Source organism: Pseudosulfitobacter pseudonitzschiae, from assembly GCF_900129395.1.
In the GTDB taxonomy this organism is placed as follows: Bacteria; Pseudomonadota; Alphaproteobacteria; order Rhodobacterales; family Rhodobacteraceae; genus Pseudosulfitobacter; species Pseudosulfitobacter pseudonitzschiae.
In genome coordinates this window covers 211,387-225,775 of the sequence record NZ_FQVP01000006.1, presented here as the reverse complement: position 1 = coordinate 225,775, position 14,389 = coordinate 211,387, and the positions used below count along the sequence as shown (strand labels likewise).

Sequence of the window (14,389 nt, the reverse complement as noted above, 5' to 3'; positions counted from 1 at the left end):
TTATGTCAGAATTCTCCGGTCATCACGTCGTCGGGTTTCAACCCTGTTTTATGGGGGGTGTCGCTTGCGTTGCCTGCCTGCACCAGGTCGAATTTGCCGTCCCTTCCGACAAGCGTCAGATCGGCCGATTGCTTGCGCGCACAGCCTTTTGAGCAGCCCGATACATGCAGGCTGCCACGGATCCGTGGCGCCAGTGTCCGCGCCAGATCGCGTGTCTCGACAGTGGCCGAGGGGCAAAAGGGTGCGCCGGGGCAGGCATCGACGCGCATCAACGGATCGCCGGGCGCGGTCACAAATGCAGATGAGGTTGGCATCGCTGCCCCCTCCAGCAAAAAGGCGCGCCAGGGTGTCAGTCGTATCCCGTCTGCACGCTTCAGGCATTGGCGCAGGGCGTGGGCGTCGATTTGCCCGAACGGTGCACCGACCAAGGCCCCGAGAGCGTGCGGTCCAATAGCGGGGCGCGCAGCGGGTGGGCGTGGTTGCGCGTTGGTCCAGTCGGAAGGCAAGGCAACGCGATTGCACACCGCAGCCATCCTGCGCGCTTGCGGCGTCAGATGATCGGCCAGCCAGACCGCCATTTCGGTCAGGGCGGTATTCGCGGTTTCTTCCGAGACCGCGCGACCGCCTTGCGCGCCATCGGCCCGCAGGATCAGCCCCGCCTGACCCTGTTCAATCCGGATGTCGGCAGAACAGCCAACCAGTTGCGGACCCGCCGGATCGCAATCGACCGCGAAGCCTACCTTTGCCGGCAGTTCGGGCAGATCAGCCAGGTGATCCAGCAGCGACTGTGCAAGCCGGGCAGTTGCGTCGCCCTTGGTCCAGAACGGCGCAACCAGGATGTTGCGGCGGCTCTCCTGTGCGGGGTCTTCATCCAACAGCCCCAACGCGCCCAGCCCCGCCAGAACCGTATCGAAATCCGCCTCTGCCACACCGCGGATCTGCAGGTTGGCGCGATTGGTCAGGTCGATATGCCCAGACCCATGGTCCACCGCGATGTCGCACAGCCCTGCGGTCTGGTCCGCTGTCAAACGCGCCAGCCTGGGCCGCACACGCACGACCAGCCCGTCCTCGGACATCATCGGACGGTAGGCACCGGGACACCAGCCTTTGACGGTCGGGGGCGTTGTCATTGCAAATCCGCCTGATCGGCCAGTATGGAATTGCGCCGCGTCTGCCACAGTCCGCTTCGCAGAAGTTCGGCAAAACGGGCCTGCATCGCCGCATGGGCCTGTGGATTGGCGTCTCGCAAGAAGCTGTCGGTCTCCGGGTCTCCCAGCGTCGCGTCGTGATAGAGGTCAAACAGGTGCGGTGCGACAACACCCGCCAGATGCGCAAAGCTGGCCATGTGATCCAGTGTTGCCGCGATTTCAGCCGCGCCGCGAAAGCCGTGTTGCTTCATCCCGGCGATCCAGCCGGGGTGTGACGCGCGGCTGTGCACCACGCGCGCGATTTCCTCGGACAATGCGCGGGCACGGGGACGGGTGGGGTCGGTATTGTCCAGATGGTACAACGCCGCGCGGCCGCCTGTGACCTGTTGTGCTGCGGCAAAGCCCGCTTCGTGCGCGGCATAGTCGCTGGCCAGCAACAGGTCGGTCTCGGGCAGGTCCTGCGCGTGAACAAAGCTGTCGGCCTGCGCCACACGTTCACGGATGCCCGCCGCGTCCGCCATGGCCGCATCGCCGTCCAGGGCCCAGCTGCTGGCCTTTAGCCAAGCTTCGCCCGCATTTCGCCGTCCGGTTTCGGTGTAATCCTCAAGGTTGGCGCCCATGGCTAAACCAAACTCGCCCGGCGCGGGTCCATACACACGCGCCAGATCGGTGCGTCCCACATAGGGGTTCCAGTCTTTTTCCTCGTCGCGGGCCGCCAGAACACGGACTGCCTGAGCAAAAAGCGTCGACAGCGTGGGGAACACGTCGCGGAACAGGCCCGAAACCCGCAGGGTGACATCAATGCGCGGGCGGTTCATTTCAGCCAAAGGCACGACCTCGACCCCCGAGACACGCTCGGACCCGGCATCCCAGACGGGGCGCACCCCCAGCAGGTGCAGCGCCATGGCGAAATCCTCGCCTGCGGTGCGCATTGTGGCCGATCCCCAAAGATCGACAATCAGCCCGCGCGGCCAATCGCCCTCGTCCTGAAGGTGGCGGCGGATCAGCTCCTCTGCCAGCCGTACGCCTTGCGCATATGCGGCACGGGTCGGCACCGCGCGCGGGTCTGTCGTGTACAGATTGCGCCCCGTGGGCAGCACGTCGGACCGACCCCGATAGGGCGACCCGGAGGGTCCGGCCTCGATACGTCGTCCGTCCAGCGCATCCAGAAGCGATTGCCGTTCCCCATTTGCCGACTCTGCGGTCGCAAAGGGCGTCTTGCCAACAGGGGCGCGGCCCCAGATATGCAACCCTTCGCCAAACTGGCTCTCTTTGATGTCACAGACAAAGCGGTCAATACGGGTGATCGCCTCGGCACTGCACGCGGCACCATCAAGCCCCAGGTCGCGTTCGACGCCTTGGGTCCGTGCTTCGGCGCGGATGTCACCCTGAAGCCGGTCGCGCCTGCGTGGATCAAGCCCGTCCGCGTTGGAAAATTCATCCAGCAGCGCCTCAAGACGGGACAGCCGTTCCGGTGTGCCACTGTCACGCAGGGGCGGGGGAATATGTCCAAGGGTCACGGCGCCGATCCGTCGCTTGGCCTGTGCGGCCTCGCCGGGGTCGTTGACGATAAAGGGGTAGATCACCGGCAATGCACCGGTCAGCGCCTCGGGCCAGCAAGCACCAGAAAGTGCGACCGATTTGCCCGGCAGCCATTCCAGCGTGCCATGCGCACCGATATGAACCAGCGCATCGGCCTGATCCTGAAGCCAGAGGTAAAAGGCAACATAGGCGTGACGCGGCACGCGCGACAGGTCGTGATAGCTGTCCTCGCGCCCCTCTTGCAGTCCGCGTTCCGGTTGCAGCGCAACCCGGATTTTGCCAAAGCGTGCAGCCGTAAAATGAAAGGCACCGTCGCGGGCATCCGGGTCGTCTTCGGGGGTGCCCCATGCCTCCTGAAGGTCCGCGCGCATCGACGCGGGCAGCTGTTCCAGCGCGGCCTTGTAGTTGGCCAGGGGCCAGCGGGTTTCACCTCCCGCCAGAACACGTTGAAGCGCGTCACCGGAGGGTGCATCGCCTGACCCCGCATCATAGCCGGAAGAGGCAAGATCAGAGAGAATTGTTCCCGCGGATTGCAACGCATCAAGGCCAACCGCATGACCCATGTTCCAGTCCTTGCCGGGATAGGTCGACAGCACCATTGCAACGCGCCGGTTGCCCGGTTCCTGTCCTGCAAGCTTCAGCCAGCCCATGATGCGTTTCGTGATCGCCTCGATACGTTCGGCGTCGGCCTGATGGGCAAAGCGGGAAAACTGCAAATGTGGGTCGCGCGGGCCCGGCTGCTTGAACGATGCGACACCGGCCAGAATGCGTCCGTCCACCTCTGGCAGAACGACATGCATGGCCAGGTCCGACGGCGACAACCCGCGTTCGGCCTTGGCCCAGGCGTCCCGGGTCGAGGTGGCCAGCGCAACCTGAAACACCGGCACGCCAGCCGCATCCAGCGGCGAGCGGCCATCGTCGCCTTTGCCGGAAAACGCGGTTGCGTTGATTATGGCGTCCGGTGCCAGCCGGGCGATCTGGCCGCGCAGCCAGCCTGCCGCCTCCGGTGCCTTCAGCGATGGGACGAACAAGGCCGCCACATCGCACCCCTGCCTGCGGAATGCGGAAAACAACGCCTCGATCGGCGCGAGGTCGGCGGCAACCAGATAGGACCGGTAAAAGACAATTGCCACGCGCTGGCGACCGGCCGGTGCGGGGGGCTGTGTCATGGCAAGCGCAGGACAGGCTGGCCCGGTTTCTGGTGTCCATGCCCCGACAGGTGGCAGCCCTTTGGCACCTTGCACAGGACCGGCATAAAGCCCTGCGGCCAGTGACAGTTGCGCCAATGCCGCTTGTGCCGCGACCGCGCCGCCGTTGTCGCACAGGCGCGCCAACCGGCGCAGGGTGGAAATCGGCAGGGTGGAGATTTCGTCCAACCGACTGTCAGGCCGCCCGTCAGCAGGCACCACCGCCAGCGCGATGCCGTGGGTGCGGACCAGCGATTGAATATGTTGCAGGCCATAGGGCCAATAGGGAACGCCACCGATCAACCGGATCAGGATGCCCTTGGCGCCCGAAAGCGTATTCTCGACATATGTATCAACCGAAAGCGGATGCTTGAGTGCCGCGATATTGGCCAGCCTGAGCGTGGGCAGGCGACCCTCCGGTCCGCCGCCCCTGTGCCAGCCTTCCGCGAACGCCCCAAGGTCGGAATCGGACAAAGACAACACAACCAGATCTGCGGCATCCTGGCCCAGATCAGTTGGTGTTTCGGTCTCTTCCAGCCCGTGACTTTCGCGAAAGACAACATGCATCGGATGTTACTCTGCCGCCGTGGTCAGTGTCGAACCAAGTGCTGCGCGGATCGTCTCGGGGTTGATGTCGTCGTGTTCGGCGATCACAACCAGCCGGCCCTGCCTTGCCTCACCCGCATGCCACGGGCGGTCGTACTGGTGACGCACGCGCGCACCCACCGCTTGCACCAACAGGCGCATCGGTTTGCCCGTAATGGCCACGTATCCCTTGACGCGCAGGATGTTGTGATCGCGCGCCAGCCCTTCGATTGCGGCGACCAATGCGGCGGGGTCGTTCTGATCGGGAATCTCGACAACGATGGATTCGAAATCGTCATGCTCATGATCGTCGTGGTCATCGTGATGGCTTGGCCGGGCGTCCATGTCATCCTCTGCTGCCGCCTCAAGGCCCAGGATAATGCGCGGATCAACGACGCCTTCTGCAACCTCGATCACCGGCAGCGGGCGCGGCAGTTCGGCGGCGATCACCGCCTTGGCCTTGGCAACACCTTCGGGGCCGGCCAGGTCAGGTTTTGTCAGCAGGATGATGTCGGCACAGGATATCTGATCCTCGAACACTTCGGAGAGCGGTGTTTCGTGGTCAATGCTGTCATCCGCCAACCGCTGCGCGTCCACTGCGGCCACGTTGGGGGCAAACCGCCCCGCTGCAACGGCTTCGGCATCGGCAAGCGCGATGACACCATCGACCGTAATTCTGGAGCGGATATCAGGCCAGTCGAACGCCTTCAGCAACGGTTTTGGCAACGCCAGTCCCGAAGTTTCGATCAGGATATGATCGGGACGCGGGTCCAGCGCCATCAGCGCCTCGATCGTGGGAATGAAATCATCCGCCACCGTGCAGCAGATACAGCCGTTGGCCAGCTCAAGAATGTTTTCAGCCGGACATTCGGGGATGGCGCAGGATTTCAGGATGTCGCCATCCACGCCGACATCGCCGAATTCATTGACGATCACGGCCAATCGCTTGCCGCCCGGGTTCTGCATCAGGTTGCGGATCAGCGTTGTCTTGCCGGAGCCGAGAAAGCCGGTGATCACGGTTACGGGAAGTTTTGCAAGATCAGTCATTCAGGGTCTCCAGGGGCTGGGTCATCGGTGGAATACGGGCAACACAGTTGCGTTTGAAATGCTCGGGGCGCTCGCGCCAGGGGATCACGCCGTCGGGTGTTGCATGATAGCGCACAGCACCGTCCAGGATCATCGCGGGATGATCCGCCTCATCGACATTGGCAAAGACATAGGTCCATTTGTTGTCCCCGCCGCGCAGCGCGACGGTGCAGCCGTGATCGCAATTTTGCAGGCATTCGACGGGGGCAATGCTGATGCCCTCCGGCACATCCAGCCCGGTGATCGCATCAAAAAGCGCCTGTCCGGGGCGGCGCGCATCTTGCAGGACGCCCTGACCCCGCAGGCACTTGACGCAAACAAGCAATTGCGTCGCTGTCCCGTCCAGGTCTTTGGGCTTTCGTAGCTCTGTCATGGTCCTCTGTCCCATTCTAAGATGGGACGCGGGTCTGATGGCGAGGCAGCACTGACCAGCAGAGCAATCCCCGACACCGGAACACCCCGTCCGGTCGTGGCAATCTGTGCTGGCAGGTCTCCCGGCTCACGGATTTACGGGCGGTGCCCTGCGGTGCGTCTGCCTTCCCAGCCATAGGCCAGTGGCGGTGACACGCCTTGTTTCCGTTCACGGTCGCGGGGGCGGCTTTGCTTGACCGGAAAAGCTCCCGGTTGCAGATTCCCTTTTCACCTGCTTGCACAGGCACCAACACAGGTGCAGATGGTCTTAATCCAACCGGGTTGTCAAGAACGAGAACCTGCAAAGGAATTGTTGCGCCAGTCTCTCAGAGCCGTGTCGTCGCTCCGGCAACGAGATCCTCGATAAAGGCCAGCGCGTGAGGGGGCAGTTCGACCGAGCGACGCGTGATCAGTTCATAGGGCTCGCTTTTCGAGCGCAGGTGCATCGGCAGGACGCTTGCCATGCCAAAGTTCACGAAAAATGCCGCAACATCGCTGGACAGCAACGCCACCGTGTTCGGGTCAGCCTGTATCAGCGAGATCGTGGTCAACGCAGAGCGCGTTTCCATCAACCCCCGTGGCATCCCAAGCCCGGCCTGGCGAAACTCCTGCTCCAGCAGCAACCGCATGGGCATTGCCGCAGTGTAGACAATCCAGCGCGCATCCTCGAGGTCCGTCAGGCGCACCCGCGTGCGGCCGATCAACGGGTGCGCGGGATTGGCGACCACCGCCAGCCGTTCATCGTGGAAAGCCGTTACATGGTAGAGCTGCGGCGTCGCGATCATGGAACTGCGACCGATGATAAGGTCGAGCATCCCCCGGTCCAGCTGTCGGAACAGTTCGACGCTGGTGTCTTCGAGGATCTCGAACGAGGTGCGGGGAAACCGTCGCAGGTAGGTGCTGATGGTTTCCGTCAGATAGGGAACAGCGCCCATAATCGTGCCGATCCGCAACTTGGCCCACCCGCTGTCCGACGCCGTGCGCAATTCTTCTTCCATCTCCTTCAGCTGGGACAGGATGGTCTTGGCATGTCGGATCATGGATTCGCCCGCATGAGTCGGGTTCAGGCCGCGGTTGGTGCGGTTGAACAGCTTTGTGCCGGTAATCTCCTCGGCCTCCTGCAACGCCTTGGTGGCGCGCGGCTGGCTCATCCCGATCAGCTCGGACGCGCGCTTCAGAGAGCCGTTGTCGTCGATGGCGGATATCAAAAGCAATTGTCGCATGGAGAGGGGCGTCATCGGCTGGGAATGGGTGCGCGGCATGGGTTGTGGATTTCCTTTTTGTTATATCCATATCTGATAATAACGCATTTACAGCCCCCTTCCTGCCGATACTTTGCGCGGCGAGATGAAATTCCAGCCGCATCGCCCGAGAATATGGGTTTGCGCGTTGCCAAACGGGAATACCAAAGCAGGGGGAGGCCTATGAGCCTGATCAACTACGTCACGCGGGTCCAATTCGGGTACGGCGAAATCGCAACGCTCAAGGAAGAATTGGCGCTTGCGGGGATCACCCGCCCTGTCATCGTCACCGACAAGGGTGTCCGTGCGCTTGGCCTGCTGGAGCGTATCGAGGCCGCAACGGGCGTTACCCCGGTTGCGGTGTTCGACGAAACCCCGGGCAACCCGACCGAAGCCGCTGCCATTAAGGCGACCGCGCTTTTCCGTGAGGCAAAAGGCGATGGCGTGATCGCCATCGGCGGCGGCTCGGCTCTGGATCTTGCCAAGGCCGTGGCGATAATGGCCGCCCATGAGGGACCGCTGAAGACCTATGCCGTGATCGAGGGCGGCTTGGCAAAGATCACTCCGCGCACGTTCCCGACCATCGCCGTGCCAACCACCGCCGGCACCGGCAGCGAAGTGGGCCGCGCCGCCATCATCATTTTGGAGGACGGGCGCAAGGTCGGGCTGTTGTCCCCCTATCTGGTGCCGCGGGCGGCCATTGTCGATCCGGAACTGACGCTCAGCCTGCCACCGGCGCTGACCGCTGCAACCGGGATGGACGCGATTTCCCACTGTATCGAAACCTACCTCGCCCCCTCCTTCAATCCGCCCGCCGATGGCATCGCGCTGGAAGGGTTACGCCGGGGCTGGGCCAATATCCGCCTTGCGGTGGAACAGCCCGAAAACCGCGATGCGCGCGCCAACATGGCTATCGTGGCAACCATGGGTGCGATGGCGTTTCAGAAGGGTCTGGGCTGCGTGCACAGTCTCAGCCATGCGCTGGGGGGCATCAACCCAAAGCTGCATCACGGCACGCTGAACGCCATTTTCATGCCGCCGGTCCTGGCCTTCAACCGCGACGCCAGGACATCTGTGGAAGAGAACAAGTATGCCCGTCTGGCCGGTGCCATGGGCCTTGCCGCCGAGGCAGATCTTGGTGCGGCGGTCGAAGAGATGACCCGCGCCATCGGGCTTCCCACCCGCCTTTCGGAGCTGGGCGTCTCGTCGGACTTGTTCGACCGGGTGATCACGGGAGCGCTGGCCGATCACAGCCACCTTACCAACCCGCGCGAGGCGACGGCGGAGGATTATAAAACCATGCTTCAGGCTGCGCTTTGAGCGCGGCCGCCAGTCTGGGAGCAAACCGATCATATATGCGCCGCAGGGCAGGCGCCTGATCGCTTCCAGAACGAACCCGTTGTCGGCGCGCCCCACAGCGTTTCGCCGGGGACCGTGGACCTTGTGAACCGCGCCGTTTTTGTTGCTGATCACTTTGTGCCTAGCAATTTAGGTTTTTGCTAGGTATATTCGTGCCTATCAAAACTTGGAAACGATAGGCATGACCTCACTCAGCAGCATCGCAATGAGCGCATATACCGATCTGGTAAGGCTTCTGAAAGATGATGCGCTGTCCGACGTCGCGGGCAAGCCGACGCTGAAACACCGCGGTGACAAAGCGTATTGGTATGTGGCGCGCCGTGTCGGAACAGATATGCGTTTCATCTATATTGGCGAAGACTCCGACGAGATGCGCGCGCGTATCGAACGTATCGAGGACCTGCGCGCCACGGCCAAAGAGCGGCAGGCCGTGCGGTCGCGGCTGGTCCGGTTGTTGCGTGCAGAAGGGCTGACACCGACCGACCGTGCGACGGGGTCGATCCTGTCCGCCATGGCGGCGGCCGGGACATTTCGGCTGGGTGGGACCATCGTCGGGACGAATGCGTTCCGCCTGTATGAAGGCGAGCTTGGCATTCGTCTGCCCCTGGGTGGCATGGCAAACACCGGTGACATCGACATCGCCCAATTTGAAAAACTCAGCGTCGCCCTGCAAGACCAGGTTGATCCGGGGCTGACCGAGACATTCTCGGAGCTGAAGTTTGCCCCGGTGCCGGGGCTGGACCGGGGACGCACATGGCGGTGGGTGCAAGGCGGCAGTGGCCAATTGGTCGAGTTTCTGACGCCTGCATTCGGAGATGAATCTATCCGCGACCTGCCTGCGCTGGGGGTCAACGCGCAGGCGCTGAATTACCTCAACTTCCTGATCGCCGAACCGATCCATGCCGCCGCGCTTTATCGGTCAGGCATATTGGTTCAAGTGCCACGACCCGAGCGGTATGCCATTCACAAGCTGATCATCGCGGATCGGCGGCGCGACGGAGCGGGAAGTCTCAAGGCGTCGAAGGACAGGGAGCAGGCTGCGTTTCTGATCGAAGCCTTGGCCGAGGACCGGCCCGACGATCTGTCCAGCGCCTATGCTGCCGCGTTGAAGGTCGGGCCACGATGGCGCGAACGCATCGCCAACTCGTTGGCGCGGATGCCGGAAACAAGGGCCATCCTGGACAACATTGATCTCTGAGATCTCTGAGCGCTGCGCAACAGACCTCTGGCGGCTGTAACCCCCAGGGCCATCGCCGTGCGCAGCCTTGGCGCGTGCCCGGCGATGGCGCGTGATTACTCTGCAGATCTTTCCAAAGACTTCAGCACGCCCACAATGAAAAGCGCGAGAACGGTGGCCAGCACGGCGATCAACCACACGCCCAGACCTGCCGCTGTGCCGATGGCCGCAACCAGCCACAGGCTGCCGCCCGTTGTAAGTCCTTTGACCTCGCCTCGGGTGAACACGATCAAACCGGCGGCCAGAAACGCCACACCTCCTGTCACGGCTTCGATCATGCGGATCGGGTCAAGGCGCACCTGATCCCCGAAATCCCGACCGACAAGGTCCAGCGCCAGCAGGCAGTAACAGGACGCGGCCAGGCCGACCAGCATATGCGTCCTGAGGCCAGCGGCATGATCCCTGCTTTCGCGTTCAAATCCGATGAGGGAGGACAATATCACGGCACCGGTGATCCGAAAGATCACGACGGGCCATGCCAGCATGCTGTGACCCGCGATCTCTGTTGAAAGTGCATTCAATATTTCCGTCATGGCGAAGCAACCCATCAAAGGGGTTTTCAGTTCCACACCACACGTCAGGGGGGAACCAAATGCAAGGCCGCGCGTTTCAGAACAAAGAGGAAAGGGACCAGTTCCCCCGTTTTTCTATCTAGGGAAAGTTGTCATGCCTGAGGCCTATACACCGCGCACCCGCACTCGTTTTGAATGGTACGCAGTGTTCATAGGAATTCTCCTGCTGGCAATCGGTCTGATCCTCGCAGCCGGCGGTGTCTGGCTGATCTCCCTGGGTGGTTCGTGGTATTACGCGATCACGGGTGTGCTGTTGATCGTCTCTGGCATTTTGCTGTGCCAAAAGCGCCGCAGTGGCGCGGTGGTGTTTGTCGCCGTCTGGCTGGGCACGCTGATCTGGGCAATCTGGGAAGTGACCCTGGACGGCTGGGAGCCTGCTTCGGATTGGTGGGCGCTGGAGCCTCGGGTGTTTGCCCCGACGGTGATGCTGGTCCTTGTGTTGATTGCCTTGCCCGTGTTGCGTCCGCGCAGGATGAACGGGGTGACTGCGGTTGCGGCAACGGCCGCACTGGGTCTGTCCCTTGTGATGGGGGGTGCGGTGCCGCTTCATGCACAGCAAGACGCTTCGCAGGGTGCAACCGAAACACCGGATGTGGCGCAGCAGGCCGAGGTGCCCGAGGACGCGACGATTGCCACGGCGAGACCTGCGCAGGTCACACCCCTGGAAACAGGTGCGGATTGGCCGGTCTACGGTGGCACCGTTCATGGCGAGCGGCACTCGCCTTTGACACAGATCACCACCGAGAATGTGGCGCAGTTACAGCAGGTCTGGTCGATCCACACAGGTGACCTGCCGACCGAAGCCGGGGACACAAAATATTCGCCGGAAAACACGCCGCTGAAAGTTGGCGATACGCTTTTTGTCTGCACGCCGATGAACCAGGTTCTGGCGCTGGATGCCGCTACCGGGCGCGAGGAATGGCGCTATGATCCGGGCGTGTCCGAGGATGCAATTCCTTATGGGGCAACATGCCGTGGTCTGGCCTATCACCTGTCGGCAGATATGGACCCCGACGCGCTGTGTGCTGCGCGGGTCGTGATGGGGACGCTGGACGCGCGGCTGATCGCGGTGGATGCGGACACCGGCCAGCTGTGTTCCGAATTCGGCAATGCCGGGATGGTCGATCTGAACGACGGCCTGGGCGACACGGTGCCCGGATGGTACGCCGTGACCGCGCCGCCGACGATTGTGCGCGGCGTGGCGGTGATCGGCGCACAGGTCAGCGACAACGAGGCGAACGATGCGCCCTCGGGCGTGATCCGTGGCTATGACGTGGTCACGGGCGAGATGCTGTGGGCCTGGGATCTGGGGCAGGGCGGTGTCGTTGATGAACCGGCCCAGGGCGAGACCTATACGCGCGGCACGCCAAACATGTGGACGATGGCCTCGGGCGATCAGGAACTGGGCTATGTGTACCTGCCGCTTGGCAACTCTTCGAGCGACTATTACGGCAGCGACCGCAGCGCGGAAGAGAACGAATATGCGTCCTCCCTCGTGGCTCTGGATGCAACAACCGGCGAAGAGGTCTGGCATTTCCAGACCGTGCACCATGACGTCTGGGATTACGACCTGGGCAGCCAGGTGACGCTGGTCGATTTCCCCGTGGATGGCGGCACGGTTCCGGCACTGATCCTGCCGTCGAAACAGGGGCAGATCTATGTGTTGAACCGTGAAACAGGCGAAAGCCTGTTTCACGTCGAGGAACGCCCCGCGCCCAATGTCGGCAGTGTCGAACCCGACTATATCTCGGACACGCAACCCTATTCCGGTTATGCCAACCTGAACCGGCCACCGCTGACCGAAAAGGACATGTGGGGGATGAGCCCGATTGACCAGCTGTGGTGCCGCATCCAGTTCCGCCGCGCCAATTATGCGGGGCAGTTCACACCGCCTTCGGCGGACAAGCCGTTTATCCAGTATCCCGGCTATAACGGCGGATCGGATTGGGGCAGCGTGTCGGTGGACACCGAACGCGGCATCCTGATTGCCAACTATAACGACATGCCGAACTACAACCAGTTGATCCCGCGCGAAGAGGCCGACAGGCGTGGCGTCAAGCCGTTCAGCGATGCAGGCGGTGAAGCCGGTCCGATGGAGGGGGTGCCCTATGCCATTGATGTGAATGCGGGCTGGCGTGTGCCGTTCACCGGAATGCTGTGTTCCGAGCCACCTTATGGCTGGATCAGGGGGATTGACCTGGCCACCGGTGAAACCCTGTGGGACCAGCCGTTCGGCTCGGCCGAAAACAACGGACCCTTTGGCATCCCGTCGATGCTGCCGCTGACCATCGGCACGCCGAACAATGGCGGGCCAATCACCACGGCGGGCGGCGTGACCTTTGTGGCGGCGACCACCGATGACAAACTGCGTGCCTTTGCGACCGAAACCGGGAAGGAGCTTTGGCAGGTCGATCTGCCCGCCGGGGGCCAGACCACTCCGATGACCTATGAGGTCGACGGCCGCCAATACGTCGTGATCTATCCCGGCGGGCATCATTTCATGGAAACCAAAGTGGGCGACGAGATCATCGCCTACGCGCTGCCCCAAAACTAATAATCGAAAGCCCTTCGCCATTCGGCGGAGGGTTTCTTGTCCTGCATCGGAGAGGGATATGTCGGACACAGGCTCAGACCCATCACAGAAGGATGGCGATACAAAGCTCAAGCGGGTCATGGGCCCGGGGTTGCTGTTGCTTTTCATCGTGGGCGATGTGTTGGGAACGGGCATCTACGCCCTGACGGGCAAGGTGGCCGGAGAGGTCGGCGGCGTGGTCTGGCTGCCCTTCCTCGTTGCCTTTGTCCTGGCGACGATAACCGCGTGCAGCTATCTGGAGCTGGTGACCAAATACCCCCGTGCCGCGGGTGCTGCGCTGTATACACACAAGGCGTTCGGCCTGCATTTTCTGACCTTTCTGGTGGCCTTTGCGGTGATGTCGTCCGGCATCACGTCGGCCTCTACCGCCTCGCGGGCCTTTGCCGAAAACTTTGCCCAGACGGCCGGCTTTGGCGAGGGGGCGTTTGGTGTGACGGTGATCAGCCTGGCCTTTATGGCGCTGATCGCTGCCGTCAACCTGCGCGGTGTGGGCGAAAGCGTGAAGATGAACGTCGTCTTCACCTGTATCGAACTGACCGGTCTGATCATCATCATCCTGATCGGCGCCTGGGCGCTGGCCGGCGGGCAGGGCGATTTTGGCCGTGCCTTTGATTTCAGCGGTGGAGAGGCTGACAAAGGCCTGTTCTGGCCGGTGATCGCCGCCACAACACTGGCGTTTTTCGCGATGGTCGGGTTCGAGGATTCGGTCAACATGGCCGAGGAATCCAAGAACCCGTCGCGCATCTTTCCCAAGGTGCTGCTGACCGGCCTGCTGATAACCGGGGTGATCTACCTGTTGGTATCGGTGACCGCGATTGCATTGGTCGACGCGGATGACCTGAGCGAAGGCGCCACGCCCCTGCTGAAGGTCGTCGAGGCGGGCGCGCCGTGGTTCCCGTTGGGCGTATTCGGGGTGATCACCATGTGCGCGGTGGCCAACTCCGCCCTGATCAACATGCTGATGGCGTCGCGGTTGCTGTATGGGATGGCCGAGGAAAAGGTGTTGCCCAGCGTCCTGGGTCACGTGTTGCCGAACCGTCAAACGCCCTGGGTCGCCATCCTGTTCACCACGGCCCTGGCGGCGGGGCTGATCACCTTTGTCGGGGCGGTGCCCGATCTGGGCGGGACCACTGCGCTGTTGTTGCTGGCGGTGTTTGCCGTGGTCAATGTGGCGGTGCTGGTGCTGCGCAGTGACAAGGTGGACCACGACCATTTCACCGCACCGCTGGGGCTGCCCTATCTTGGCGCGGTGAGTTGTGCGTTTTTTGTCGGACCTTGGACGGGGCGCGACCCGGTGCAGTATCTGATTGCGGGCATTCTGCTGGCAATCGGCGTGGTGCTGTGGGGGGCGACCGTCGCTTACATGAGATCAAATGACGAGACACCCGGAGGGGATGATATGAGCAAGCTGGCCCAATGACGCGGGTG

General features: G+C 62.5%; 10 protein-coding genes and 1 riboswitch. Of the genes, 4 read left to right on the top strand and 6 right to left on the bottom strand.

Annotation, left to right across the window (positions count from 1 at the left end; genetic code table 11):
- Nucleotides 1-5 precede the first annotated feature (5 nt).
- The 5 genes from BUC08_RS18390 to BUC08_RS18370 all read right to left on the bottom strand — a co-directional run bounded on the left by BUC08_RS18390 (nt 6) and on the right by BUC08_RS18370 (nt 7,221).
- A complete protein-coding gene (locus BUC08_RS18390; protein ID WP_037927413.1) occupies nt 6-1,130 on the bottom strand; it encodes a cobalamin biosynthesis protein CobG in 1,125 nt (374 codons plus the stop codon).
- Complete coding sequence (gene cobN / locus BUC08_RS18385) at nt 1,127-4,444, bottom strand: cobaltochelatase subunit CobN (protein ID WP_037927415.1); 3,318 nt, start codon at nt 4,442-4,444, stop codon at nt 1,127-1,129. Before cobN ends, BUC08_RS18390 begins: the two co-directional genes overlap by 4 nt.
- Before the next feature lie 6 nt (nt 4,445-4,450).
- Entirely contained in the window at nt 4,451-5,509 is a 1,059-nt protein-coding gene (cobW, locus tag BUC08_RS18380) for a cobalamin biosynthesis protein CobW (protein WP_037927418.1), read from the bottom strand.
- Complete coding sequence (locus BUC08_RS18375; protein WP_051694457.1) at nt 5,502-5,921, bottom strand: DUF1636 family protein; 420 nt, start codon at nt 5,919-5,921, stop codon at nt 5,502-5,504. The genes cobW and BUC08_RS18375 overlap by 8 nt, the downstream gene beginning before the upstream one ends.
- Nucleotides 5,922-6,015: 94 nt before the next feature.
- A riboswitch (cobalamin riboswitch) is annotated at nt 6,016-6,226 on the bottom strand.
- Nucleotides 6,227-6,285: 59 nt separating this feature from the next.
- On the bottom strand, nt 6,286-7,221 hold the full coding sequence (locus BUC08_RS18370) for a LysR family transcriptional regulator (RefSeq protein WP_051694459.1): 936 nt from the start codon (nt 7,219-7,221) through the stop codon (nt 6,286-6,288).
- A gap of 162 nt (nt 7,222-7,383) precedes the next feature.
- Between BUC08_RS18370 and BUC08_RS18365 the strand changes: the two genes are divergently transcribed.
- Nucleotides 7,384-8,520, top strand: a complete 1,137-nt coding sequence (locus BUC08_RS18365) for an iron-containing alcohol dehydrogenase (RefSeq protein ID WP_037927421.1) — start codon at nt 7,384-7,386, stop codon at nt 8,518-8,520.
- A 244-nt stretch (nt 8,521-8,764) separates the two neighbouring features.
- Nucleotides 8,765-9,757, top strand: a complete 993-nt coding sequence (locus BUC08_RS18360; protein WP_234973773.1) for a nucleotidyltransferase family protein — start codon at nt 8,765-8,767, stop codon at nt 9,755-9,757.
- Between the two features lie 95 nt (nt 9,758-9,852).
- Here BUC08_RS18360 and BUC08_RS18355 read toward each other — a convergent pair whose 3' ends face one another.
- Nucleotides 9,853-10,329 carry an MgtC/SapB family protein gene (locus tag BUC08_RS18355; protein WP_073194356.1) on the bottom strand — a complete coding sequence of 159 codons (477 nt, stop codon included), beginning with the start codon at nt 10,327-10,329 and terminating at the stop codon, nt 9,853-9,855.
- A 133-nt stretch (nt 10,330-10,462) separates the two neighbouring features.
- On the opposite strand from BUC08_RS18355, the gene BUC08_RS18350 reads away from it, so the two are divergent.
- Both BUC08_RS18350 and BUC08_RS18345 read left to right on the top strand, forming a co-directional pair.
- Nucleotides 10,463-12,922: a membrane-bound PQQ-dependent dehydrogenase, glucose/quinate/shikimate family gene (locus tag BUC08_RS18350; RefSeq protein WP_037927425.1), complete on the top strand. Its 2,460-nt coding sequence runs from the start codon at nt 10,463-10,465 to the stop codon at nt 12,920-12,922.
- Nucleotides 12,923-12,980: 58 nt separating this feature from the next.
- The gene (locus BUC08_RS18345) at nt 12,981-14,381 is read left to right on the top strand and encodes an APC family permease (RefSeq protein WP_051694463.1); all 1,401 of its coding nucleotides are present in this window, start codon (nt 12,981-12,983) and stop codon (nt 14,379-14,381) included.
- Nucleotides 14,382-14,389: the final 8 nt, after the last annotated feature.

What these genes read in the sequence shown, in the direction of transcription:
- BUC08_RS18350 (WP_037927425.1), top strand. Translation starts at nt 10,463, where the DNA reads ATGCCTGAGGCCTATACACCGCGCACCCGCACTCGTTTTGAATGGTAC.
- BUC08_RS18390 (WP_037927413.1), bottom strand. Translation starts at nt 1,130, where the DNA reads ATGACAACGCCCCCGACCGTCAAAGGCTGGTGTCCCGGTGCCTACCGT.
- cobN (WP_037927415.1), bottom strand. Translation starts at nt 4,444, where the DNA reads ATGCATGTTGTCTTTCGCGAAAGTCACGGGCTGGAAGAGACCGAAACA.
- BUC08_RS18365 (WP_037927421.1), top strand. Translation starts at nt 7,384, where the DNA reads ATGAGCCTGATCAACTACGTCACGCGGGTCCAATTCGGGTACGGCGAA.
- BUC08_RS18345 (WP_051694463.1), top strand. Translation starts at nt 12,981, where the DNA reads ATGTCGGACACAGGCTCAGACCCATCACAGAAGGATGGCGATACAAAG.
- cobW (WP_037927418.1), bottom strand. Translation starts at nt 5,509, where the DNA reads ATGACTGATCTTGCAAAACTTCCCGTAACCGTGATCACCGGCTTTCTC.
- BUC08_RS18355 (WP_073194356.1), bottom strand. Translation starts at nt 10,329, where the DNA reads ATGACGGAAATATTGAATGCACTTTCAACAGAGATCGCGGGTCACAGC.
- BUC08_RS18370 (WP_051694459.1), bottom strand. Translation starts at nt 7,221, where the DNA reads ATGCCGCGCACCCATTCCCAGCCGATGACGCCCCTCTCCATGCGACAA.
- BUC08_RS18375 (WP_051694457.1), bottom strand. Translation starts at nt 5,921, where the DNA reads ATGACAGAGCTACGAAAGCCCAAAGACCTGGACGGGACAGCGACGCAA.
- BUC08_RS18360 (WP_234973773.1), top strand. Translation starts at nt 8,765, where the DNA reads ATGAGCGCATATACCGATCTGGTAAGGCTTCTGAAAGATGATGCGCTG.